Source organism: Mucilaginibacter gilvus (genome assembly GCF_004054195.1).
GTDB classification, from domain to species: Bacteria; Bacteroidota; Bacteroidia; order Sphingobacteriales; family Sphingobacteriaceae; genus Mucilaginibacter; species Mucilaginibacter gilvus.
Window position 1 is genome coordinate 434,584 of the sequence record NZ_SBIW01000002.1, and the last position, 21,807, is coordinate 456,390.

Here is a 21,807-nt window from a genome sequence, read left to right on the forward strand (position 1 = left end):
TAGCTATCTTCATTTCATGAGAAATACGCTTACGCTAATGGTATGTTTGCTGTTTGGCTCGATGGCATTAGGGCAAAACAATTGCAACTCCAAAGATTTTAAAAAACTTTTTGCATTATCAAACCAGGCTTCCGTAGCAGATTCGACGTTTACAGCCGGGCTGAAGATTTTCAAGAAATTGGAGGCCGGCAAATGCCACGACTACACCACGAAAAACGTTAAGCATCCAGATTCGGTAATTGCATCGCTTACCAGGATTTTCGGCGATATCTGCCTAAAGGCTAATAGCCGCAGGGCTATAAATGAATATGTAACTTATTTAAACAGGCATACCGGGTCCGCCGAAGAACAACTCTCTTTTTCTTTTGAACAGTTGTTTGTTCAACAACCGGCAGATGTACTTTCTGTTATCGGAACTGATAACCGTTTAATGAAACATTTGGTATGGGGCTTTGTAAACAACCATTACAATGCAGGGCCCGGTAGTTCCAGATTAAACATCAAAAATTATAACGCTGTATTTTATCGGGTCAACCCACAGATGAAGCAGTTATATCCGAAATATAAAACGCAGATTGATTACTTGCTCAGCGCCATCAAATCTGAGCTAAAAGGATAGTACGGCTTGTTTCGGCTAAAGCCGGGTCTATCGCCTGTTATTCGTCCCATAAATGGGGCGGCAATAAAGTTGCATATCGCTCAATATCTGAAAGAATTAGGTAGCCTATTTGGAAAGGCTCCCCCAATCATTGCCGTCGGTTTCAACCGACGGAACACGGCGCAAAGATATTGGCTTTAGCCAAACCCCACTCTGTAAGCTAATTTCTTTTTATTCAATCCCAAAACTGTATTTTCGTACCATATTTGGCGGCTACCTATCGCTATCCATCATCCTATGCGTAAATACGTTCCGCTGTACGCCAAACAATATTTTACTGCCGATACCCAAAAAGAACGCCGCATACGCGATGTGATCAGCTGGCTTTGGGGCGAAGTGGAATGGAGCTGGTATACCCAGGGCGGGCGCGATAACCTGTACTGGCACTGGAGCCCCAACAACGGCTGGGTAATGAATTTCCCTATCCGTGGCTTTAACGAGTGTTTGATCACCTATATATTGGCCGCGTCGGCTGACCGTTACCCCGTTAGCGCCGACGTTTACCACCGCGGCTGGGCACAAAGCGATTTCTTTAAAAACGGGCAAACCTTTTATGGTTATAAATTGCCCCTGGGTTTTGACTATGGCGGCCCGCTGTTCTTTTCGCAATACTCCTTCCTCGGCCTAAACCCAACAGGGTTAAAAGACCGCTATGCCGATTACTGGGAGCAGAATTTGAACCATACCCTTATCAACCGCGCATACTGTATTGATAATCCTAAAAAATTCAAGGGTTACGGTGAAAACAGCTGGGGATTAACCGCCAGTGATAACTTTGAAGGTTATAATGCCCACTCGCCAACTAACGATCTGGGGGTAATTACACCAACGGCTGCTATATCAGCTTTCCCGTATACGCCAAAATATTCGATGCAGGCACTGCGCCATTTTTATTATGATCTGGGCGATAAGATCTGGGGCGAATACGGTTTTACCGATGCCTTCAGCGAATCGAAAGATTGGTATGGCAAATCGTACCTCGCCATTGACCAGGGGCCCCAGGTAGTAATGATAGAGAACTACCGCAGCGGCCTGCTCTGGAACTTATTTATGAGTTGCCCCGAAGTGCAACAAGGTTTAAAGAAACTGGATTTCAAGAGCCCGTATATCCGCAAAAATTAATTTGTTAGCAACAAAGAGCCTAGGGCGTCCTGAGCTTGTCGAAGGCTGCGCGGCTGGCCTAACCGCTATGGTTCTACAAGCTCACCATGACAGTACGCGCAAGGCTTTTTGCCAAAGTTTAAGGCATCGCGATGCAAAATATTTTGGGAAGCGTAAATAGAATTTAATTTATTTACGTTTACATAGTAACCCAAAATACAACGCTTACCTTAAACAGAACAGATGAAGCTTAAAAAAATACTACTAACAGGAATGCTGGGTGCTTTGTACCTGGCATTTCCTTTTTTTACACAGGCGCAGGTAAATTCCTCGTTCGACAGGGGCTCGTTCATCAACAAAGCCGATACCCTGCCCTACCGCATTCTGTTCCCCAAAAAGTTTAACCCCGCACAAAAGTACGCGCTTATATTTGTGCTGCGTGGCGCAGGGGAACGCGGCAATAATAATGATGCACAGCTGGCCTACGGCCCTAAATTATTCCTGAACGATACGATCCGCCAAAAATACCCGGCCATTGTTGTTTACCCGCAATGCCCGGCCAATAGCTATTGGAGCAACGTAAAAATGGATACCAGTGTCACCGGCAAACGGCAGTTCCATTTCCAGGAAGGCGGAGAGCCTACCAGGGCCATGAGCGCGTTGGTTGCACTGGTAGACCAAATGCTGGATAAACCTTACATCAACAAAAAACAGGTTTACATTGGCGGCCTGTCTATGGGTGGCATGGGCACATTTGAGATATTACGGCGCAAGCCAAAAGTATTTGCGGCGGCCTTTAGCATTTGCGGCGGCGATAATACCAACAATGCCAGCATCTACGCCAAAAAGGTGCCAATGTGGATCTTCCACGGCGGCAAGGATAACGTAGTACCAATAGACCACTCGGACGTGATGGTTGCCGCCCTCAAAGAAGCCGGTGCCGAACCCAAATACACTATTTATTCCAACGATGGCCACAACAGCTGGGACGATGCCTTCGCCGAACCGGAGCTGGTCCCCTGGTTATTCTCGCACAGCAAGAAATAAAAAAAACGCCCCTGATAGCTCATGGGCGTTTTACATAATTACTATTAACAATACGTTCTTAATTCAGCTTGCCGGTGAACGTACCCTGCTCGGCAAAAGCATCTTTGCCCGCTGCATTGTGCGCAACAATATAAAAAGTACCCTCGGCAGTTGTGCTGGTTAGCGAAGTTATTTTCACTTCGCCGCCGCCTTTTACGCTGGTGCTGCTGGCGTTATCGGTGCTGTAGTTTAAAGCGGTATCGGTAGGCTTGGTGTAGTCTTTTGATATAATAGCGCCGTTGCCATCTGCGTTATCCTGCAACAAACTAAAAGTACCCGGGGCGGTAACGTTGCTTAATACAATACTAATGGATTGGGTGGTGCCATCCTTAATAGCCGAAATAGTTAACAAGTTGCCCACTTTTACCATGCCGGCCGCGGTACTGGTAAAGGTTGTGGCCCCCGTGCCGTCAAAGCCAAAATTGCTTGCTTTAACTGTTGCGGCTACGCCAGTTGGGTTGCTTGTACCATCTTTTTTGCAGGAAGACATCCCTGTAATTGCAACTATCATTGCCAGTAAAATTGCGCCTTTTAGCTTTTTCATCGTGTTTTGTTTTGGTGTTTGTATAAAACAAAATTGGCGAAGAAACGGGTACGGCACAATCCCGTTATATGGGCATATTTAAGTACGTGGTAACACGCAGGCGGTCATAAGCAATTAAATGATCTTGCGCTCGTAGGCGTATTTAAGCAGCCCTACAACAGATTGCGTATTGGTTTTACGGAGGATATTTTTACGATGGGTTTCCACCGTGCGCTCGCTGATGAAGAGCATATCGGCTATTCGCTTGTTACCAAAATCCTGCTCTATCATCCTGATGATCTCTATCTCCCTATCGGTAAGGCGCGATTCCTCCTGGCTGCGTTTAAAGGATTTCATCAGTTGCAAGGTAATATCGGGCCCAAAATAATTTTCTCCTATGGATACCTTACCCAATGCTTCTATCAATTCCTGCTTGCCTGTATTTTTGAGGATGTAGCCCGAGATGCCGGCGTCAATCATCTCGGCAACCACCTGGCTCTCGCTAAACATAGATAAGGCAAGCACTTTTATCTGCGGGTACTTCTTTTTCACCAGCCGGGTAAACTCTATGCCGCTCATTTCTGGCATGCTTACATCGGTAAGCAATATATCCGGGCTCGTCGTAGCCAGCATATCAAGAGCGCGCACCGCACTGGTGCTTTCGCCAATAATTTGAAACCCGGGGATGGTGCTGATGATGAGTTTTAGCCCATCAATTACCATCTGGTGATCGTCTACAATAAAAATACTTTTTGCGCTCATAATTTAGGTTAAAGGTATTAGGATAGCCACCAGTGTTCCCATCCCCGGCGACGATGATATATCTACAGTTCCTTTTAAGTAAGTTACCCGGGCGACAATATTTTTAAGCCCCAGACCTTCAAATTTTGTACGTTTGCTGGTGTCAAAGCCCTGCCCGTTATCTTCAACCGTAACAGATACGCCATCACCGTCTATCGTTAGCTGAATATCCAGCAATGACGCCCCGGCGTGTTTAACCGCATTGTTCACGGCCTCTTGCACCACGCGGTAAAGTACTATTTCTGTATTACTATTCAGTTGTTTTTCCAAAACCACCGCTTCCAGCACAATTTTTAAACTTCGCGATTCTATTTTATTCACAAAATCGCGGAGGGCCGGCACCAGGCCCGCCTTCAGCAATACATTGGGCATCATCTGGTGAGCAATGGCGCGTACTTCCCGGCATCCCTCATCAACCATAAAAATAGTTTTTGTAGTTAGTTCCAGGTTTTCCGGCGCTATAACTCTAAGGCGTTCCAGCAAAGCATCCAGGTTCATTTTAGTGGCCGAAAGCAGTTGCCCCACACCGTCATGCAAATCGCCCGCTATCCGCCGCCGTTCGTTCTCCTCCGCATGTATAATGCCCGTTGTGGCTGCAATTTGCTGCTTAATAACCGCATTTTGCACAACAACCAGTTGTTTTAATAAATAATAATTATAAAAGAGGTACCCAAACCCGACGGAGAGAATAAATATAAAGCAAATTATGATGATAGCACTAAGCCCATAATTTATTTGTAGGTGGATGAATAATAAGGGGGGTATTATTTGATACATCTATTGAGTGTTATCCCCTATAAAAGTAGGGGATAACACCTTGCTGCATATACCGAGTATTACGTATTTATTTATACGTAGGTAGCACAGCACCTATGGGTATGCAATCCGATCAGTTTACAACCGGTTCATCGCCGTTTGCTTCTTCGCTGTTGGTTATGTTGCGGTCGGCATTGAGGGCTGTAGTGGGTTCAGATTCGTTTAGCGTTTCGGTGGTGCCTTCCATATCAGCAACGGCGCTGTCCTGATTTACTACTTTATTACCTTCTTCGGTATTGGTTACTACCGCCTGCTCGGCGGCATCTACTTTCGGGTCGTCGGTTGGTTGGGGTGAGGATGTTTTATCTTTCGGGTCGTTCATGGTCATGTTGTTTTAAGAATAACGCATGGTGGATTGGGTTGTTTAAAAAAAAGAGCCTGCGCCAATTAAATTAGGATTTGCTTTATTATCATTAAATTGGTTTTTGTAGCTTTCGGACTGTTTATCCCACCACGCGTTTAACCTTGCTTTTGCAGTAGCCGATGAGCATATATATAACCTGTCGTCGCTTGTATAATATCCAATTTTATTTCCCAAATCCATAAATCAGGTTCTCGTTAGTGTCCTCAAAAAAGCATGAACTGACGTTCCCGTTGTATCCTTGCTGGCATAATTCCGGATGGATGACATAGAACCGCCCCAAATCTCAGCATTCAACAAACTTTCCTCTACGTTAACATTTGCGAAACTTTGCATAGTACGGAGCATCTCCCTGGTTTGCATCTCAATACCGTAAGGCCCATTAAAATTATTCATATTAGCAAAAGGAAATTTAATTGTAAGTAGCCCTATTGCATCCAGAACCTTCTGATGCATTGGAAGTTCAGTTCCTATATACCTTGGCAATGCCCCTGCAATATACCAGTTGTTAGTATTAACATTTCGCATTGTTTCAAACAGTTTTGGTACATCTGATAACCACGGATCTCTTATCAAAAGACGCATAATTGTTTCGCCTAAGTCATCATCTTTTAAATGCGTCAAAAGAGCGGCCCTTGCCTTTGTACTTTGAAATTCTTCTATAAAGCGGCCCGCTACACAACTATTAATTCCAATTAAGTGCAGGGAATACACCACACCGATCCGCCCTATTCTGCTTTTGGTGGTATCTAAAAATGCTAATAACGGTTCCACCGCCGCGTCTCCATAATTGGCAATGGAAAACATATCATCGGTATAACCAATCCAGTAACCTTTACCTGTTTCAACAAATTCCCAGGGACCGGCAAGTTTCCTAATAAGCGTTGGCAGCGAGGTAGTTTTATCCAACTTAACCCAACTGGCTACGTACCCGATAGTGCGATTGATAGAGTCCCTTTTTGTTACGGGTTTAAACTTTTGCGCGCGAGCACTGAGGGCAATCAAGAAAAGGAATAAGGTAAAGTAAAATTTCATTCCATCTAAATTATATAAAAGAGGCATGGTTAAATACACAGGCCATCAGTGTTTTATGAAAAAAACCTTCCTACTTCAAAAAGTGCTCAAACGTATCGCTTCTGATCCCCAGGCGAAGTGTTTCCAGCGGGATAATATCTGCCGGGGCGATGTTGCCTAAGCTTACATTGGCACCTATGAGCTTAATGAACCATACCTGCTGCGCTTTTTGGGGAGCCTCCCAAATGATGGTTTCTTCGGGGATCTGTGTGAGGATCTCATCTACCAGTCCCTGCCTTACTTCGCCCGAGTCGCGGTAGATGCCTACGTTGCCGCTTTCCCGCGCCTCGGCAATTACCTTCCAGCTTCCTGCCTCAATCTCGGCATTCATCAGCTTTATCCACTTGTATGGGGCAAATACCTTTTGAACGTCTTTAGAGCCCACCTCAGATATTACGGTGATCTGTTTGCTCAACTTGCGGATGTATTCGCATTTCTCATCATGCTCAATGGTAATGCTGCCATCAGATACCTCGCAGTACTCCATCTGGTATTTATCCAGGATGCGGCAGTAATCATCAAATTGACCGCGAACGATCATTGCCTCAAACAGTGTCCCACCAAAATAAACCGGCAGCCCGGCATCTTTATACAGCTTTAGCTTGGCGTCCAGGTTTGGCGATACGTAGGAGGTTGCCCAGCCCAGTTTTATCAGATCAGAATAACCTGCGCCCATTTCAATAAAATCTTCCACCTGGCGAAGGCTAAGCCCTTTATCCATCACCATGGTAAGGCCTTTGTTGCGGGGTTTAGCGGTACGTTCCGGGAGATCGTTTATATGATAGTTCATGTACAGATGCGTATTGAGTTATAGCTTATAACTAAAAGTATTAACGCAGCAAATGTCGGGATTGGCAAGCAGATGTGCAAGCATTTAATATTGCCCGTGATTAATACAACTTTGCGATAGCGATGCCTTACGCTTCATTAATTCAATGTAAAACAATTGTTACGTTACACGGTTCAATGTTAAATAAAATACCATGTCGAACCTCTACTGCCCCCAATTGGTTACGATACGTGTGGCTATTGCTGCTTTAGTTCGTAGCAAAAGCCTTATCCTGCTATGTGTATTTACTTTTATTTCGTCGGGCTTATTTGCCCAGAAAGTAACGCCGGCCGATACCATAAAGAAGAGCAAAGGCGACCCAAACCTTCAGCTTAAACAAATTAAAGCCGCTAAGGACAATTTGCTAAAAGACTCTACCAACAACGAACCCAAAAAAAGCCTGTTTGTTGATACAACCATTCAAAACAAATACGGCGATCTGCTGAACGACGACATCCAGTATAACAAAAAATATCCTATTTGGAAGCCTGCTGTTGAGGTTTTAGGGGTTAATGTTTTCACCTGGTCGTTAGATAGGTTTATCCTCAATGCAGAATTTTCGCACATCGGCCCGGCAAGCTGGGGTTACAATTTCAGGAACGGCTGGGAATGGGATTCGGATCGTTTTGGGATCAATTTTATTGGCCATCCATATACCGGTTCCATGTACTTTAACTCGGCGCGTTCGCAAGGGTATGGCTACTTCCAGTCCATACCGTTTGCAGTGGGCGGCAGCCTGGCGTGGGAGTATCTTGGCGAAACTACCCGCCCCTCTTACAACGACCTTATAAACACCACACTGAACGGCGCTTTTTTGGGAGAGATCTTTTACCGGCTTAGCTCCAACATATTGGATGATCGCACCCGGGGCGGCAATCGCGTTTTTAGGGAAATAGCAGCCGGCCTGATAGATCCGGTGCGCGGGCTTAACCGCTTGCTGCAAGGTAAATCATTCCGGCACACCAATAAAGAAGTATATCAAAAGGAACCGCTTAACATCACGCTTTTCTCCGGCATTCATAAAATCAACGTGGATAACCAAACGGTTTTTGGCAAGGGCCCAACCGAAGCCCTGATTAATATTCAACTGGATTACGGCAACCCTTTTGAGATACGCAGCCGCAAACCGTTCGACCTCTTCAGGCTCCGCACAGAACTTAGTTTCGGATCTGGTAGAAAACTACTCGATAATTTAACCGGCTATGGCGTACTGTTTGGCAGTAATACCCATTACGGCAAGCTTTCGGTACTATACGGTGCATTTCAATATGATGATTTTTGGGATAATAAAACCTTCGAACTGGGCGCGCTTGGCTTTGGTGGTGGTGCAATAACCAAGTATTCCTTTTCAAAAAACATTAACCTGTATACCAGCGCTCATGTAGCGCTGGTTCCACTGGCCGGTAACAGCAATCGTTTTGGGCCGGATACGAGCCAGGTAAGAGATTATACTTTTAACGACGGATTTGAGACCAAAATAGAAAGCACCCTAACATTAGGTAAATACGTCAGCGCATCCTTCGCCTATTACTATTACTTTTTACACACTTTTGTGGGCACACCGGGCAACAATAATATCAACATATTAAAACCCCGACTAACGGTGCAGATAGTGAAGAACCTAAGCATCGGTTTCGAACACTTCATCTACTTCGACGACAGGTATCTTCAAAACCTACCAGGGATCCACTCCTCAAGAACCGAACAAAAGATATTCCTGTCCCTATTCCTGGAGGATCCTCAGCGTAAAGGCCGGTATAATTAATTCATCTCCGCAGATGCGGAAAGATGTGTGGAAAGATGTGCAGATTTCAGATGTTGGAATACTCGTTTACCGTTAAACGAAAAATGTGCAGATGATTTTCTCATCTGCACATCTGAAATTTGCATATCTGCACACCTACTTCGTATACCTATTAATAATATCTACTATCACCTTGTTCTCCTGCAGTTGTGGCAGGTAATCAAACAGGATGTAATGTTTTTCCGGATCAGAGGTTAGCGCCATTTCTAAAAAGTTAAGCGCCTCGTTATATTCGCCTTTGGCAAACAGATAGGCTACCATGCGGTAGTACAACTCTGCTGCTTCGGGGTTATTTTTTATAGCCGACGAAATGATCTCTATAGCGGTAACCAAACGTTGCTGCTCGTAAAGTATCGACGAATAATCCAGCCAGGCATCCACATCAAGTGGGTTCAGCTCCACTACTTTTTCGTAGGCGGCTTCTGCTTCGGGCATGTGGCCCAACTTGTATTCGGCATCGGCAATGGCAAACCAGTAGTCGGCATTGGCAATATCCAAATCCAGCGCTTTTTTGTAAAAGTGCAGGGCCTCAAAATAGCGTTCTTCAAAATCGAGCGTTACACCAATACCAAACCAGGCATCAGCCAGTTTAGGATCCATCTTAACCGATTTTTTGTAGAACGACCGCGCCTCATCCATCTGCTCCAGCTTTTCGTAACACTCGCCAATAGCGCAATAGGTATCGGCATTGGGTTGTTCGTACTCAAAGGTTTCACGGTAAACATCTATCGCTTCGGCATATTTCTCCAGGTTAACCAAAGCGTTACCCTTGTTAAAATAGGCTGACGCAAAGCTGTCTTTGATCAATATGGCGTAATCGTAAGCGTCGATAGCTTTTTCAAACAGGCTCAGTTTGGTATAAGCGTTGCCGAGGTTATACCATGCGGCGTAGCTGTACGGCTCGTTATCAATATACTGCTGGTAAAACTGTACGCTCTCCTGCTGGTTATCCAAAACATCGTAACAAAATGCCAGTTCGTACAAAGCATCCTGGTTTTCCATGTTTTGTTTAAGGCACAGTTTCAAGTAAGTTATAGCCGTATCATAATCGCCCATATTTTGGTAAACGTATGCAATATGCAGTAAAATTTCGTCGGTTTCCTCGGCAAGGTCAAGCGCTTTTTCGTAGTTCTCCAAAGCCTCGGTGTTGCGTTCCATACTCTCGTAAAGGTTACCGCGGATAATATAAATATCGGCATCGCTGGCTTCCAGCATAGCAGCTTTATCCAGGGCGGCAAATGCCTCGGTTGACCGGTTGGTTACCACCAGCAGCTGCGCCTGTTTTATTAAAAACACAGCCGCAAAGGGATGTTGGTTACGTGCATATTCTGATACCTGCAAGGCTTTCGCCGGATCGTTCTTTTCGATGTAGTAGTCGATGATGTTTTCAAAAGCCTGCGCATCAAAGAAGTACTGATCATGATTGCGGATCATTTCCTCGTAGCGTTCTACCGAAAACTTTGGATCTTCGGTAAAACCAAATTCAAATTCTTCTTCCATTCAAGTTTACTTTGCAGAACACAATCCCCTGGGAAGTTTTAATCCCGCAAGGCTTAAAACATGTGTTCAAATTACAACAATAAGCAGCTTTAAAACAAATAAGTTTTCAACATACACACATTCTCAACGCCCTTTTATACAAGTGCCTGATAATAAATAGGAAGCATTTGAGCGGGTGGGCTGCGGGTTGATTTAATTTGCCCTAAAGATTTTTACCTTTGACAAAAGTAACAATTATGAGCTTAGTAATTTCTGATATCCTAAATCATTTACATATAAACGACATAAACGAGGCCTTTAGCACCGGTAGCAACTGGGGCAGCAGCCCTGATACTGAGGTAAAAGACATTTTTTCACCCACTGACGGAAAAAAGATCGCCGCGGTAAAATTTGCTACCACGGCCGATTATGACCGCGTTGTAGAGACCGCCGCAAAGGCCTTTAAAACCTGGCGCACACTCCCCGCCCCCAAGCGTGGAGAAATAGTTAGGCAGATAGGCGAGCAACTGCGGGCGAACAAAAAAGAGTTGGGTGCTTTGGTATCCTACGAGATGGGCAAAAGCCTGCAGGAAGGCTACGGTGAGGTGCAGGAAATGATAGATATCTGCGATTTTGCGGTGGGACTGAGCCGCCAGCTGTACGGGCTTACCATGCACAGCGAACGTCCCGAACACCGCATGTACGAGCAGTACCAGCCGCTGGGCATTGTAGGCGTAATATCGGCCTTTAACTTCCCGGTAGCCGTTTGGAGCTGGAATGCTATGCTGGCCTGGGTTTGCGGCGATGTGTGCATCTGGAAGCCATCAGAAAAAACACCGTTAACGGCCATTGCCTGCCAGCACATTGCGCAAACGGTTTTCAAAGCAAATAATATTGAAGAAGGCGTAAGTTGCCTGGTAATAGGCGACCGCGAGATTGGCGAAGCTATGGCTAATGATACCCGCGTACCGCTAATATCGGCAACCGGTTCTACCCGTATGGGCAAGGCCGTGAGCGCAGCCGTTGGCGCACGTTTAGGCAAAAGCCTGCTGGAGCTTGGTGGTAATAACGCTATCATCATCACCGAGAATGCCGACTTGGATATGTCGCTCATCGGCGCAGTATTTGGCGCGGTGGGTACTGCAGGGCAGCGTTGTACCAGTACCCGCAGATTAATTATCCACGAGAACGTTTACGAGGCTTTTAAACAAAAACTGGTAAGCGCCTACGCGCAAATAAAAATTGGCGACCCGCTGAACGAGAACAACCACATGGGCCCGCTGATTGATCGGGATGCGGTTGCCTTATATTTATCCTCCATAGAAAAATGCAAAGCCGAGGGCGGTAATTTTGTGGTAGAAGGCGGCAAGCTGGAAGGCGATGCCTACACATCGGGCTGCTACGTAAAGCCTTGCATTGCCGAGGTAGAGAACCATTACCAGATAGTGCAGCACGAAACCTTTGCGCCGATATTATACCTCATCAAATACAAAACCATCGAAGAAGCCATCGACCTACAAAACGGGGTTCCGCAGGGCCTTTCATCCGCCATCATGACCAACAACTTGCGCGAAGCGGAAACATTTTTATCCTACGCGGGTTCTGATTGCGGTATTGCCAACGTAAACATCGGCACATCCGGGGCAGAAATTGGCGGCGCGTTCGGTGGGGAAAAAGAAACCGGCGGCGGCCGCGAATCGGGTTCGGATGCATGGAAAGTTTACATGAGGCGCCAAACTAATACTATTAACTACTCAAAAACGTTGCCTTTAGCACAAGGGATCAAATTCGACCTTTAACATTTTTAACCCCCGTATTTTGAATATGCACAAATTTGGTAAAATTTTTTCGGGCGCGGTTCTGTGCAGCGCAGTATTATTTAGCTATAGCGGCTTCGCGCAGGTAGCACCCGTTGCTACCCCCGAACCACCAAAGGCCTGGCACTTGATGGACCTTAAAACCGATGGCTTTTTCGGCATCAGCGCAAAGCAAGCTTACCTGTTTGTCGCTGGCAAAAAAAGCAAACAAGTGGTAGTGGCCACTATAGATAGCGGCATTGATACCGCCCAAAACGATTTGAAACCTATCCTTTGGACCAACGCCAAGGAGATCCCGGGCAATGGGATAGATGATGACCATAACGGTTACGTAGATGATATTCATGGCTGGAATTTCCTGGGCGGCTCCGGCGGCAAATGCGATTTTACCGAAACTACCGAAGAAGTACGCGAGTATAACAAGCTGAAAGGCAAATATGGTACTATAGTAAGCGCGCCAAAGGGCAGCGAAAAAGAATTTGCTTACTGGGAAAAGGTGAAGCTTACTTTTGAAACTACCGTAAAAAAATCTAAAGAAGAAATTGCGCAATTGCAGCCTGCCATGAACGCCTTAATGGCCACCAGCGGCTACATTAAACGCGCGCTGAATTTAAAAACAGATGCCTCTTTCACCGTTAAGGACCTGGCGCGGATAAAAGCCAGCAACGATACGCTGAACCAGAGCAAGTACGTTTGGCAATCGGTTTTTGACCAGGAAGGCGGGAGCGCTACCAATGCTAAGATCATTGCAGACCTGAGCGAGTACCTTGCCAAATTGAACAACGATGTTAACCCGGATCTGGATGCCCGCAAACGCATAGTAGGCGATGACCCGGATGTACAGGATGGCAAACCATACGGCAGCAACATTGTAAAATTTGCCGATGCATCGCACGGTACGGGTGTAGCCAGCTTAATAGGGGCGGTACGCAACAATGGTTACGGTATAAATGGCGTTGCGGATAACGTGCGGATAATGGCTATTAAAGCCGTTCCAAATGGTGATGAATACGATAAAGACATTGCTAACGCGATACGTTATGCGGTTGATAACGGCGCGCAGGTGATCAACATGAGCTTCGGCAAAAAATTATCGCCACATAAAGGCTGGGTAGACGCTGCCTTTAAATACGCGGCATCTAAAGATGTGCTGCTGATACAGGCATCGGGTAACGACAACCTGGATATGGACGCTAAACCCGAATTTCCGAATGACATATTTGAGGATGGCTCGGCTAAAGATGCCGATAACTTGATCAGTGTAGGCGCATCAGCTGCAAAACTGGATGAGAACATGGCAGGCACCTTCAGCAACTACGGTAAAAAGAACGTAGATGTATTTGCCCCCGGGGTAAAAGTTACCATGGTTGATACAGATGCCGAGTTTAACACCGCCGATGGCACCAGCTTTTCTTCGCCAATTACAGCGGGTATTGCCGCGCTGGTATTGGAGTACTATCCAACCCTGAGCGCGAAACAGGTAAAGCAAGTAATACTGGAATCGGCCACACCATTGCAAGGCACCATGGTGCTTAAACCGGGCGAAAAAGAGAAAGTTGATTTCACCACCCTATCTAAAACCGGCGGTATAGTGAATGCTTACAAGGCATTGGTTATTGCGTCAAAATTAAAAGGCGAACGAGCGGGGATATAATCTCCACCCATCGCTATAAAAAACCGGTCCCTTGTGGGTCCGGTTTTTTTTTGTAATAATTCTCTGCGATAAAAAGTAAAAAAATGCCTACTTTGATACCCTATTCCTTGTCCAATGAACCAGTTATCAGCACGCTTGTTTTGCTTCGTCATAGCATCTTTATTCGCCAACCTCTGTATTGCGCAAACTATTGATGAGATGGTCAATTACCAAATACAAAAGAATCCGCAGGAAAAAATTTACATCCATTACGATAAAAACAGCTACGTAACCGGCGATACGCTCAGGTTTAAGGCTTACGTATTCTCTGGCTCTAAAAGATCCACAGCGGGTAAGAATTTTTACCTGGAGCTGCTGAATGATAAAGGCAAAGTAATGAGCCGCGTTACCGCGCCTGTGTTCGAGTCAACGGCGTCCGGCAACCTGGTATTACCTATTGATAGCGTAAGCAGCGCTTTTTATTGCCGCGCCTACACCGAATCCATGCTGCGAAGCGACAGTAGCTTTATTTATACGAAAGCGTTATCGGTTATAAACATGTCAAAAAGCCAGGCGAACGTAAACGCCGGTTCTACCAGAATCAGCTTTTTACCGGAGGGTGGCGACTGGGTAGAGAATGTGCCCGGGTTAATAGCTTTTAAAGTAACGGATGCAAATGGGATGCCTGTGAATGCTTCCGGTGTGATCAAAAGCGGCAACGATGTTATGGCAGATTTTGCCACAACGCACGATGGGATGGGCTTTTTTGCTATGTCGCCGCAGCCAAACCAAACGTATACCGCTGTTTGGAAAGACAATAACGGGCAGGAGCATAACACTCCCTTGCCAAAGGCAAAATTAACCGGGGTAAGCCTGCATGTGGAGAATATTACTGCCGGTAAAAAGTTTTATGTCTTTCGTTCGCCAACCGCCAATGATGCCGATAAGCAGCTAACCCTTATTGTTTATGCTAATGGTAATATATTTTACCAGGTTAATATAGATCTATCGGCAAGAGCGATGTCTACAGGCACCATACCCACCAAAGAACTGCCTACGGGCATATTGTATTTAACCGTCTTTAACAAAAACAAGCGACCCGTTGCCGAGCGCGTCACCTTTGTAAACAACCACGATCATAATTTTCAAATAGATACCAGCCTTACTATTAACAAAGCCAAACGAGGGCTTAACCAGGTAAAACTGGCTATAAAAGATACCATCCGCTCTAATTTTTCAATAGCTGTTACCGATGCCGAACAGGACCCCATATCCGCCAATGCGGATAACATTGTTTCGCATCTGCTGTTAACAGCAGACCTTCATGGCAAAATTGTAAACCCCTATTATTACTTTACCGACAAGACGGAAAACGCCGACAAAAATTTAGACCTGGTGATGCTTACCCACGGCTGGCGAAAATATAACTGGGGCACCGATACCGCAAAGGTGCCGGCAGATACCGTTACAGGATATCGCTTTATCAGTATTAAAGGTAAGTTAAACGGCCTCGGCGAGTTGGATAAAGAGGCTTACGGTACCGTAACTATGCAAACCGACACCAACTCGGTAATGCTGCCCATGGTGGTTAACAAAAGCGGCTACTTTTTTAGGGACGGGCTTATTTATTATGGCGACGCCAAGCTGTTTTTTAAATTTGTAGATAAGCGACTGAACGCCAACAGCGTAAAACTTTCGGTTGATAACGGGCTGATCAAAAGCTTCCCATACCCTTTTACAGCACTTACGCCCGATAGTGCCGCTGCCACAACGCCGCCGGCACTATCGCCACGAATGCAGGATTACCTTTTTCAGTTGAAAAATACGCGTAGCCTTAAAGAGGTACAGGTAAAATCAACCAAGGTAACGCAGGTGCAAAAACTGGAGAAAACGTACACTTCCGGGGTGTTTAAGGATGGCATCTCTACCACGATCAAAGTAGGTGACGACCCGCGCTTTTTAAATTATTCGTCATTTTTTCAATACCTGCAAGGCAAAATACCAGGAATGGTGATCACCTATCCCCTAACTACCCCGCAGGTAATGTGGCGAAATGAGGCGGTTTACTTTTTCCTCAACGGTTTCCAGGTTGATGTGAGCGATATTGCAGGCACAGCCATGAATGATTTTGACTATGTAAAGATCTACGACCCATCTATGGGGGGCACTTTCCGTGCACCGGGCGCGGTGATATCTGTTTATACAAAACATGGAAAGGGATTCGTTTTTGATAGCTCAAACAAAAAAATGATTATCCTGCCCGGTTATACAACCGTTAAGGAGTTCTTTTCGCCCGATTATGCCAGCGGCATCATGGTCTCCAAACCCGACCTGCGCACCACGCTGTACTGGAACCCTAATATCATAATGGATAAGGAAAACCACGAGTACACCATTAAATTTTACAACAATGATGTTACCCGAAAATTTAAAATTGTACTGGAAGGCATAAACTTCGACGGGAAGTTAATACACCTGGAGAAGGCCCTTTAAGCAGCACTCGTTTCAAAACAAAAACGACCGTATATATCTTACGGTTGTTTTTTGCTAAAATATCGCTTCCGCAATCCGTTTTGTTGGGCCGGGGTTACCCATGGTGTAAAAATGCAATACCGGCGCGCCAAATTTCATCAGCTCCTTACATTGGTTTATCATCCATTCTATCCCAATATCCTTCACGTTCTTTTCCTCCTTGCAATCGTGGATGGCGTCACTTAGTCCCTCCGGTATATCGATATGGAATGTTTTGGAAAGGTTTACCAATTGCTTGGATGTGGTGATCGGTTTCAGTCCCGGGATGATAGGCACATTAATACCGCTTGCACGGCAGCTATTCACAAAATCAAAATACTTTTGGTTATCAAAAAACATTTGGGTTACGATGAAACCTGCACCCATATCTACCTTTTGCTTCAGGTATTTAAAGTCGGTCTTCAGGTTTGGTGCTTCGAAGTGCTTCTCGGGGTAACCGGCCACGCCGACGCAAAAATCAGATTTCAGGATGCCTTCGTGGTTCTCATGCAGGTAAATGCCTTTGTTCATGTTGGTCACCTGCTGCAGCAGATCGGTAGCGTAGCAATGCCCGTTTGGCGTTGGCACAAAAGAAGCGTCGCCACGGCGTGCATCGCCACGAAGTACCAGCACGTTCTCTATACCAAGGAATTGCAGGTCGATGAGCCCGTTCTCAGTTTCATCTTTCGTAAACCCGCCACAAAGCAAATGCGGAACGGTATCTACCTTGTACTTATTCATGATGGCCGCGCAGATGGCAATGGTACCCGGGCGCTTACGGTAAGCCAACTTTTCTAACAAGCCTGTTTCGTGCTGTTTATAAATGTAATCCTCGCGCAGCGATGTTACATCAATAAACGGCGGCTTAAACTCCATCAGCGGGTCTATAGCGTTATAAATACCCTGGATACTCTCCCCCTTTAATGGCGGGATGAGTTCAAAAGAGAATAAGGTTTTGCCTGCGGCGTTCTGAATGTGCTCAGTTATTTTCATTACAAGTTATATCTTTCCGTTACGTCGTTGCGAGGAACGACGTAACGATATTAGCGTCGTATCAATAATTTATGTTAGGGCCAAGCCAGCGTTCTACGGTTTCTATATCCATATTTTTGCGCTGAGCGTAATCTTCAACCTGGTCCTTACTAATTTTACCCAGCCCGAAATACCTTGCCTGCGGATGCGCGAAATAAAACCCGCTTACCGATGCTGCCGGCATCATGGCCAGGCTTTCGGTGAGTTGCATGTGGGCGTTATCTTCCGCTTTCAGTATCTCAAACAACGTGGTTTTCTCGGTGTGGTCCGGGCAAGCGGGATAACCCGGTGCCGGGCGGATCCCCTGGTATTCTTCCTTGATCAATTCGTTGGTATCCAGGTGCTCGCCTTTACTATAGCCCCAGTATTCTTTACGCACCAACTCGTGCATTTTTTCGGCGAATGCTTCCGCAAAGCGATCGGCAATGGCTTTTGCCATAATGCTGTTATAATCGTCGTGGTCGGCCTCAAATTCGGCAACCAGTTCATCGCAGCCAATGCCGGTTGTTACAGCAAAGCCACCCCAGTAATCGGGCACCCCGCTTTCCTTAGGGGCAATAAAATCCGACAACGCATAGTACGGCTCGTTCTTCGCCTTTTCTGCCTGCTGCCGCAGCGTATGGATGCGGGTAAGCAAGGTTGTGCGCGTGTCGTCAGTATAGATCTCAATATCATCGCCAACGCTGTTTGCCGGCCAAAAACCGATAACACCATTGGCGGTGAGTAGCTTGTTATCAACCACGCGTTTTAACAATGCCTGCGCGTCATCGTAAAGCTTTTTAGCTTCGGTGCCCACGTATTTATCATTAAAGATCTTTGGATAGCTGCCGCGCAGTTCCCAGGTGTGAAAGAATGGCGTCCAATCAATATAAGGCACCAGCTCCTCCAGCGGGTAAGCTTCAAAAACTTTGGTACCGAGCAGGGTTGGTTTAACCGCAACATCGCCATCCAGGCTGATCTGAAATTTACCGGCGCGTGCTTCTTCTATGCTGATAAAGCGCTTATCGTTCTTTTTATTGGCGTGTGCCTCACGGGCTTTTGCGTATTCCTCTTTTATGCCATTAATGTACGCATCGCGGTTATCGCGGTTCATCAAACTACTGCAAACGGTTACGCTGCGCGATGCATCCAGCACATGTATAGCCGCACCCGAATAATGGGGTGCAACCTTCACAGCCGCGTGGATCCGCGAAGTTGTCGCCCCGCCAATAATCAACGGAATGGTAAATTCCTGGCGCTCCATCTCTTTGGCAAAATGCACCATCTCATCCAGCGATGGAGTAATCAAACCGCTAAGGCCAATGATATCCACATCGTGTTTTTTTGCTTCTTCTATAATACGCTGGGCAGGCACCATCACGCCAAGGTCTATCACCTCGAAGTTGTTACAGGCCAGCACAACGCCTACAATGTTCTTACCTATATCGTGTACATCACCCTTCACAGTGGCCATCAATATCTTACCGGCATTGGCGCGACTGCCGCTGCTATCTTCCCCGGCATCTATCACGCGTTGTTTTTCCAGTTCGATAAAGGGCAGCAGGTAAGCTACGGCCTTCTTCATCACACGGGCCGATTTTACCACCTGTGGCAGGAACATTTTACCGGCACCAAACAAGTCACCCACCACATTCATGCCGTCCATCAGAGGGCCTTCAATTACTTCCAGCGGCTTGGCGAATTTTTGGCGTGCTTCTTCCACATCCTCGTCCAGGTATTCGATGATCCCTTTTACAAGGGCATGCGATAAGCGTTGCTCCACCGGGTTCTTGCGCCACTCCTCATCACGGACGATCTCCTTACCTTTCGATTTTATCGTATCGGCAAACACCACTAAACGCTCGGTTGCGTCATCGCGGCGGTTCAGCAGTACGTCTTCCACCAGTTCCAGCAGATTCTTCGGGATCTGTTCGTAAACTTCCAGCATGCCGGCGTTTACAATGCCCATATCCAAACCGGCACCAATGGCATGGTACAGGAATGCCGAGTGCATAGCCTCGCGCACCACGTTATTGCCGCGGAACGAGAACGAAATATTACTCACCCCGCCGCTTACTTTAGCGTAGGGCAGGTTGTTTTTTATCCAGCGGGTAGCCTCAATAAAGTCTACCGCGTAGTTGTTATGTTCTTCCAAACCGGTTGCAACGGTCAGGATGTTAGGGTCGAAAATGATATCCTGCGGTGGGAAGCCAACCTTATCTACCAGGATGCGGTAGCTACGTTCGCAGATTTCTTTACGCCGTTCTAAGGAATCGGCCTGGCCGGTTTCATCAAATGCCATTACAACTGTAGCAGCACCATAGCTCAGGATCTTTTGGGCATATTCGATAAACTTTTCTTCGCCTTCTTTCAGCGAGATTGAGTTTACGATACCCTTGCCTTGTAAACATTTTAAGCCGGCCTCGATAACCGTCCATTTACTGGAATCGATCATGATGGGCAGTTTGGCAATATCGGGCTCAGAGGCAACGAGGTTCAGGAATTTCACCATTACGGCTTCCGAATCTATCATCCCCTCATCCATATTAATATCGATCACTTGCGCGCCGCCTTCAACCTGCTGCAGGGCAACGGTTAGGGCGGCCTCGTAATCTTCGGCCAAAATGAGTTTAGAGAACTTTGGCGAACCCGTGATATTGGTACGCTCGCCTATATTTACAAAGTTCGTTTCGGGCGTTAGCGTAACCGATTCAAGCCCGCTCAGGCGCAAAAACGGCGCTATCTCCGGCTTTCTTCGCGGACTGTGCTTCGCGGCTTTTTCGGCAATGCACCGGATATGGTCCGGCGTGGTGCCACAACAACCACCAACAATATTCACCAGCCCGGCCTTGATAAAATCATCAACCTGGTGGGCGGTTTCGTGCGGGGTTTCGTCGTAAGCGCCAAATTCATTTGGCAAACCAGCGTTGGGGTAAGCAGAAATGTACACCCCTGCTTTTTCGGAAAGTTCCTCTAAGTGCGGGCGCATTTCCTTAGCTCCCAAAGCACAATTCAAGCCTACCGAAAGCAGGTTAGCATGACTAATGGAATTCCAGAAAGCCTCCACCGTTTGCCCCGAAAGCGTACGGCCCGAGGCATCGGTAATGGTACCGGAGATCATCACACCGCCGGTATCGCGGAAGGCAAGATAATCTTTGCCAGCCTCTTTACATTCTTTTTTATACCTGTCGATAGCGAACAGCGCCGCTTTGGCGTTTAGTGTATCGAAGATGGTCTCGACCAGTAATACATCAGAGCCACCATCTACCAAACCACGCACCTGCTCGTAATAAGCTTCGGCTAAATCATCAAAGGTAACAGCTCGGTAACCCGGGTCGTTCACATCTGGTGAAAGGGAGGCCGTACGGTTTGTTGGACCAACGGCGCCTGCCACGAAGCGGGGCTTGTTGGGATTTTTGGCAGTATATTCATCGGCTACTTCGCGGGCTATGCGGGCACCTTCGTAGCTTAGTTCGTAATCAAGTTCTTCGAGGTGGTAATCGGCCAGGGAGATCTTTTGGGTACTAAAAGTATTGGTCTCAATAATATCCGCCCCGGCATCCAAATATTCGGCATGGATGGCTTTGATCACATCCGGGCGGGTGATATTCAGCAGGTCGTTATTGCCCTTAAGGTCCGATGCATGATCGCGGAAACGCTCGCCGCGGAAATCCTCCTCGGTGAGTTCGTACCGTTGTATCATGGTGCCCATTGCGCCATCAATAACCAGGATGCGTTTTTCTAATTCTTTTCTAATATCCATTTGGGGTATCAAGTAGTTAGTAGCAAGTAGCAAGTATGGAAATTTCCAACACTTGGTTTTATCACCGGGCAGAAGACAAAAAAGGTCTTGATACCTGATACTAATTACTTGATACTGAATAAAACTTATTTCGAAAAGTCAGGGTATAACTCGTTTGACTTTCGCTTATCTTTCCTAACCGATTTCTCCCGGCTAAGTAGAATGTAGCACCTTGTAAGCACAGGTTGCCAAGACATCGCAGGGTCTAATCCCTCCGCCTTTCTCCATAAGCATTACAAATATGAATATTAATGTTGTAATGTGCAACAGGATAGCCGCCGGCGAAAAGAAGTTGCCATAGGGCAATTAGCAGCCTCACCCTACCCTCTCCTTTGGAAAGTAATAACCTATCATTAGACAGAATTCATAAAACGTTGCGCTGGAACGTGAAAATCGCTATTATTTTTCTACCCATGAGACGTTCCGATGGAACGACTGCATTTTTCATCCCATCGGGATGTTTTATGGGTAGAAAAGGAGCAAGTCACACCACGTTCCATC

At 46.4% G+C, this 21,807-nt stretch carries 17 protein-coding genes and 1 riboswitch; of the genes, 7 read left to right on the forward strand and 10 right to left on the reverse strand.

Annotated elements, in window-relative coordinates; translation table 11 throughout:
* Window positions 1-16: 16 nt before the first annotated feature.
* The 3 genes from EPL05_RS05165 (at window position 17) to EPL05_RS05175 (ending at window position 2,806) form a co-directional block, all read left to right on the forward strand.
* The gene (locus tag EPL05_RS05165; RefSeq protein WP_128532762.1) at window positions 17-619 is read left to right on the forward strand and encodes a hypothetical protein; all 603 of its coding nucleotides are present in this window, start codon (window positions 17-19) and stop codon (window positions 617-619) included.
* Window positions 620-895: 276 nt separating this feature from the next.
* Complete coding sequence (locus EPL05_RS05170) at window positions 896-1,780, forward strand: glucoamylase family protein (protein WP_128532764.1); 885 nt, start codon at window positions 896-898, stop codon at window positions 1,778-1,780.
* 222 nt (window positions 1,781-2,002) lie between these two features.
* A complete protein-coding gene (locus EPL05_RS05175; RefSeq protein WP_243837218.1) occupies window positions 2,003-2,806 on the forward strand; it encodes a carboxylesterase family protein in 804 nt (267 codons plus the stop codon).
* Between the two features lie 58 nt (window positions 2,807-2,864).
* Here the strand turns inward: EPL05_RS05175 and EPL05_RS05180 are convergent, their stop codons facing one another.
* The 7 genes from EPL05_RS05180 to EPL05_RS05210 all read right to left on the reverse strand — a co-directional run bounded on the left by EPL05_RS05180 (window position 2,865) and on the right by EPL05_RS05210 (window position 7,210).
* Window positions 2,865-3,389, reverse strand: a complete 525-nt coding sequence (locus tag EPL05_RS05180) for a hypothetical protein (protein ID WP_128532766.1) — start codon at window positions 3,387-3,389, stop codon at window positions 2,865-2,867.
* Between the two features lie 114 nt (window positions 3,390-3,503).
* A complete protein-coding gene (locus EPL05_RS05185; protein ID WP_128532768.1) occupies window positions 3,504-4,130 on the reverse strand; it encodes a response regulator in 627 nt (208 codons plus the stop codon).
* A 3-nt stretch (window positions 4,131-4,133) separates the two neighbouring features.
* The gene (locus EPL05_RS05190) at window positions 4,134-4,796 is read right to left on the reverse strand and encodes a sensor histidine kinase (protein ID WP_166727635.1); all 663 of its coding nucleotides are present in this window, start codon (window positions 4,794-4,796) and stop codon (window positions 4,134-4,136) included.
* A gap of 262 nt (window positions 4,797-5,058) precedes the next feature.
* On the reverse strand, window positions 5,059-5,307 hold the full coding sequence (locus EPL05_RS05195; protein ID WP_128532772.1) for a hypothetical protein: 249 nt from the start codon (window positions 5,305-5,307) through the stop codon (window positions 5,059-5,061).
* Window positions 5,308-5,349: 42 nt separating this feature from the next.
* The gene (locus EPL05_RS05200; protein WP_128532774.1) at window positions 5,350-5,529 is read right to left on the reverse strand and encodes a hypothetical protein; all 180 of its coding nucleotides are present in this window, start codon (window positions 5,527-5,529) and stop codon (window positions 5,350-5,352) included.
* 3 nt (window positions 5,530-5,532) lie between these two features.
* Window positions 5,533-6,381 (reverse strand): hypothetical protein, encoded by an 849-nt coding sequence (locus EPL05_RS05205; protein WP_128532776.1) that lies wholly within the window; start codon window positions 6,379-6,381, stop codon window positions 5,533-5,535.
* A 70-nt stretch (window positions 6,382-6,451) separates the two neighbouring features.
* Window positions 6,452-7,210: a phosphosulfolactate synthase gene (locus EPL05_RS05210; RefSeq protein WP_128532778.1), complete on the reverse strand. Its 759-nt coding sequence runs from the start codon at window positions 7,208-7,210 to the stop codon at window positions 6,452-6,454.
* A 193-nt stretch (window positions 7,211-7,403) separates the two neighbouring features.
* Here EPL05_RS05210 and EPL05_RS05215 point away from each other — a divergent pair, with 193 nt between their 5' ends.
* A complete protein-coding gene (locus EPL05_RS05215; RefSeq protein ID WP_128532780.1) occupies window positions 7,404-9,014 on the forward strand; it encodes a DUF3943 domain-containing protein in 1,611 nt (536 codons plus the stop codon).
* Between the two features lie 135 nt (window positions 9,015-9,149).
* Here the strand turns inward: EPL05_RS05215 and EPL05_RS05220 are convergent, their stop codons facing one another.
* A complete protein-coding gene (locus EPL05_RS05220) occupies window positions 9,150-10,553 on the reverse strand; it encodes a tetratricopeptide repeat protein (protein WP_128532781.1) in 1,404 nt (467 codons plus the stop codon).
* Window positions 10,554-10,789: 236 nt separating this feature from the next.
* Here EPL05_RS05220 and amaB point away from each other — a divergent pair, with 236 nt between their 5' ends.
* The 3 genes from amaB to EPL05_RS05235 all read left to right on the forward strand — a co-directional run bounded on the left by amaB (window position 10,790) and on the right by EPL05_RS05235 (window position 16,475).
* Window positions 10,790-12,331 carry an L-piperidine-6-carboxylate dehydrogenase gene (gene amaB, locus EPL05_RS05225; RefSeq protein WP_128532782.1) on the forward strand — a complete coding sequence of 514 codons (1,542 nt, stop codon included), beginning with the start codon at window positions 10,790-10,792 and terminating at the stop codon, window positions 12,329-12,331.
* 25 nt (window positions 12,332-12,356) lie between these two features.
* Entirely contained in the window at window positions 12,357-14,003 is a 1,647-nt protein-coding gene (locus EPL05_RS05230) for a S8 family serine peptidase (protein ID WP_243837230.1), read from the forward strand.
* Between the two features lie 114 nt (window positions 14,004-14,117).
* The gene (locus tag EPL05_RS05235; protein WP_128532786.1) at window positions 14,118-16,475 is read left to right on the forward strand and encodes a hypothetical protein; all 2,358 of its coding nucleotides are present in this window, start codon (window positions 14,118-14,120) and stop codon (window positions 16,473-16,475) included.
* 54 nt (window positions 16,476-16,529) lie between these two features.
* Here EPL05_RS05235 and metF read toward each other — a convergent pair whose 3' ends face one another.
* Both metF and metH read right to left on the reverse strand, forming a co-directional pair.
* A complete protein-coding gene (metF, locus tag EPL05_RS05240) occupies window positions 16,530-17,486 on the reverse strand; it encodes a methylenetetrahydrofolate reductase [NAD(P)H] (RefSeq protein WP_128532788.1) in 957 nt (318 codons plus the stop codon).
* Window positions 17,487-17,547: 61 nt separating this feature from the next.
* Entirely contained in the window at window positions 17,548-21,267 is a 3,720-nt protein-coding gene (gene metH / locus EPL05_RS05245; RefSeq protein ID WP_128532790.1) for a methionine synthase, read from the reverse strand.
* Between the two features lie 162 nt (window positions 21,268-21,429).
* A riboswitch (SAM riboswitch) is annotated at window positions 21,430-21,539 on the reverse strand.
* Window positions 21,540-21,807: the final 268 nt, after the last annotated feature.

Excerpts from the sequence above, each read along its gene's own strand:
- EPL05_RS05165 (WP_128532762.1), top strand. The coding sequence starts at position 17 with ATGAGAAATACGCTTACGCTAATGGTATGTTTGCTGTTTGGCTCGATG.
- EPL05_RS05170 (WP_128532764.1), top strand. The coding sequence starts at position 896 with ATGCGTAAATACGTTCCGCTGTACGCCAAACAATATTTTACTGCCGAT.
- EPL05_RS05175 (WP_243837218.1), top strand. The coding sequence starts at position 2,003 with ATGAAGCTTAAAAAAATACTACTAACAGGAATGCTGGGTGCTTTGTAC.
- EPL05_RS05180 (WP_128532766.1), bottom strand. The coding sequence starts at position 3,389 with ATGAAAAAGCTAAAAGGCGCAATTTTACTGGCAATGATAGTTGCAATT.
- EPL05_RS05185 (WP_128532768.1), bottom strand. The coding sequence starts at position 4,130 with ATGAGCGCAAAAAGTATTTTTATTGTAGACGATCACCAGATGGTAATT.
- EPL05_RS05195 (WP_128532772.1), bottom strand. The coding sequence starts at position 5,307 with ATGAACGACCCGAAAGATAAAACATCCTCACCCCAACCAACCGACGAC.
- EPL05_RS05200 (WP_128532774.1), bottom strand. The coding sequence starts at position 5,529 with ATGGATTTGGGAAATAAAATTGGATATTATACAAGCGACGACAGGTTA.
- EPL05_RS05205 (WP_128532776.1), bottom strand. The coding sequence starts at position 6,381 with ATGAAATTTTACTTTACCTTATTCCTTTTCTTGATTGCCCTCAGTGCT.
- EPL05_RS05210 (WP_128532778.1), bottom strand. The coding sequence starts at position 7,210 with ATGAACTATCATATAAACGATCTCCCGGAACGTACCGCTAAACCCCGC.
- EPL05_RS05215 (WP_128532780.1), top strand. The coding sequence starts at position 7,404 with ATGTCGAACCTCTACTGCCCCCAATTGGTTACGATACGTGTGGCTATT.
- EPL05_RS05220 (WP_128532781.1), bottom strand. The coding sequence starts at position 10,553 with ATGGAAGAAGAATTTGAATTTGGTTTTACCGAAGATCCAAAGTTTTCG.
- amaB (WP_128532782.1), top strand. The coding sequence starts at position 10,790 with ATGAGCTTAGTAATTTCTGATATCCTAAATCATTTACATATAAACGAC.
- EPL05_RS05230 (WP_243837230.1), top strand. The coding sequence starts at position 12,357 with ATGCACAAATTTGGTAAAATTTTTTCGGGCGCGGTTCTGTGCAGCGCA.
- EPL05_RS05235 (WP_128532786.1), top strand. The coding sequence starts at position 14,118 with ATGAACCAGTTATCAGCACGCTTGTTTTGCTTCGTCATAGCATCTTTA.
- metF (WP_128532788.1), bottom strand. The coding sequence starts at position 17,486 with ATGAAAATAACTGAGCACATTCAGAACGCCGCAGGCAAAACCTTATTC.
- metH (WP_128532790.1), bottom strand. The coding sequence starts at position 21,267 with ATGGATATTAGAAAAGAATTAGAAAAACGCATCCTGGTTATTGATGGC.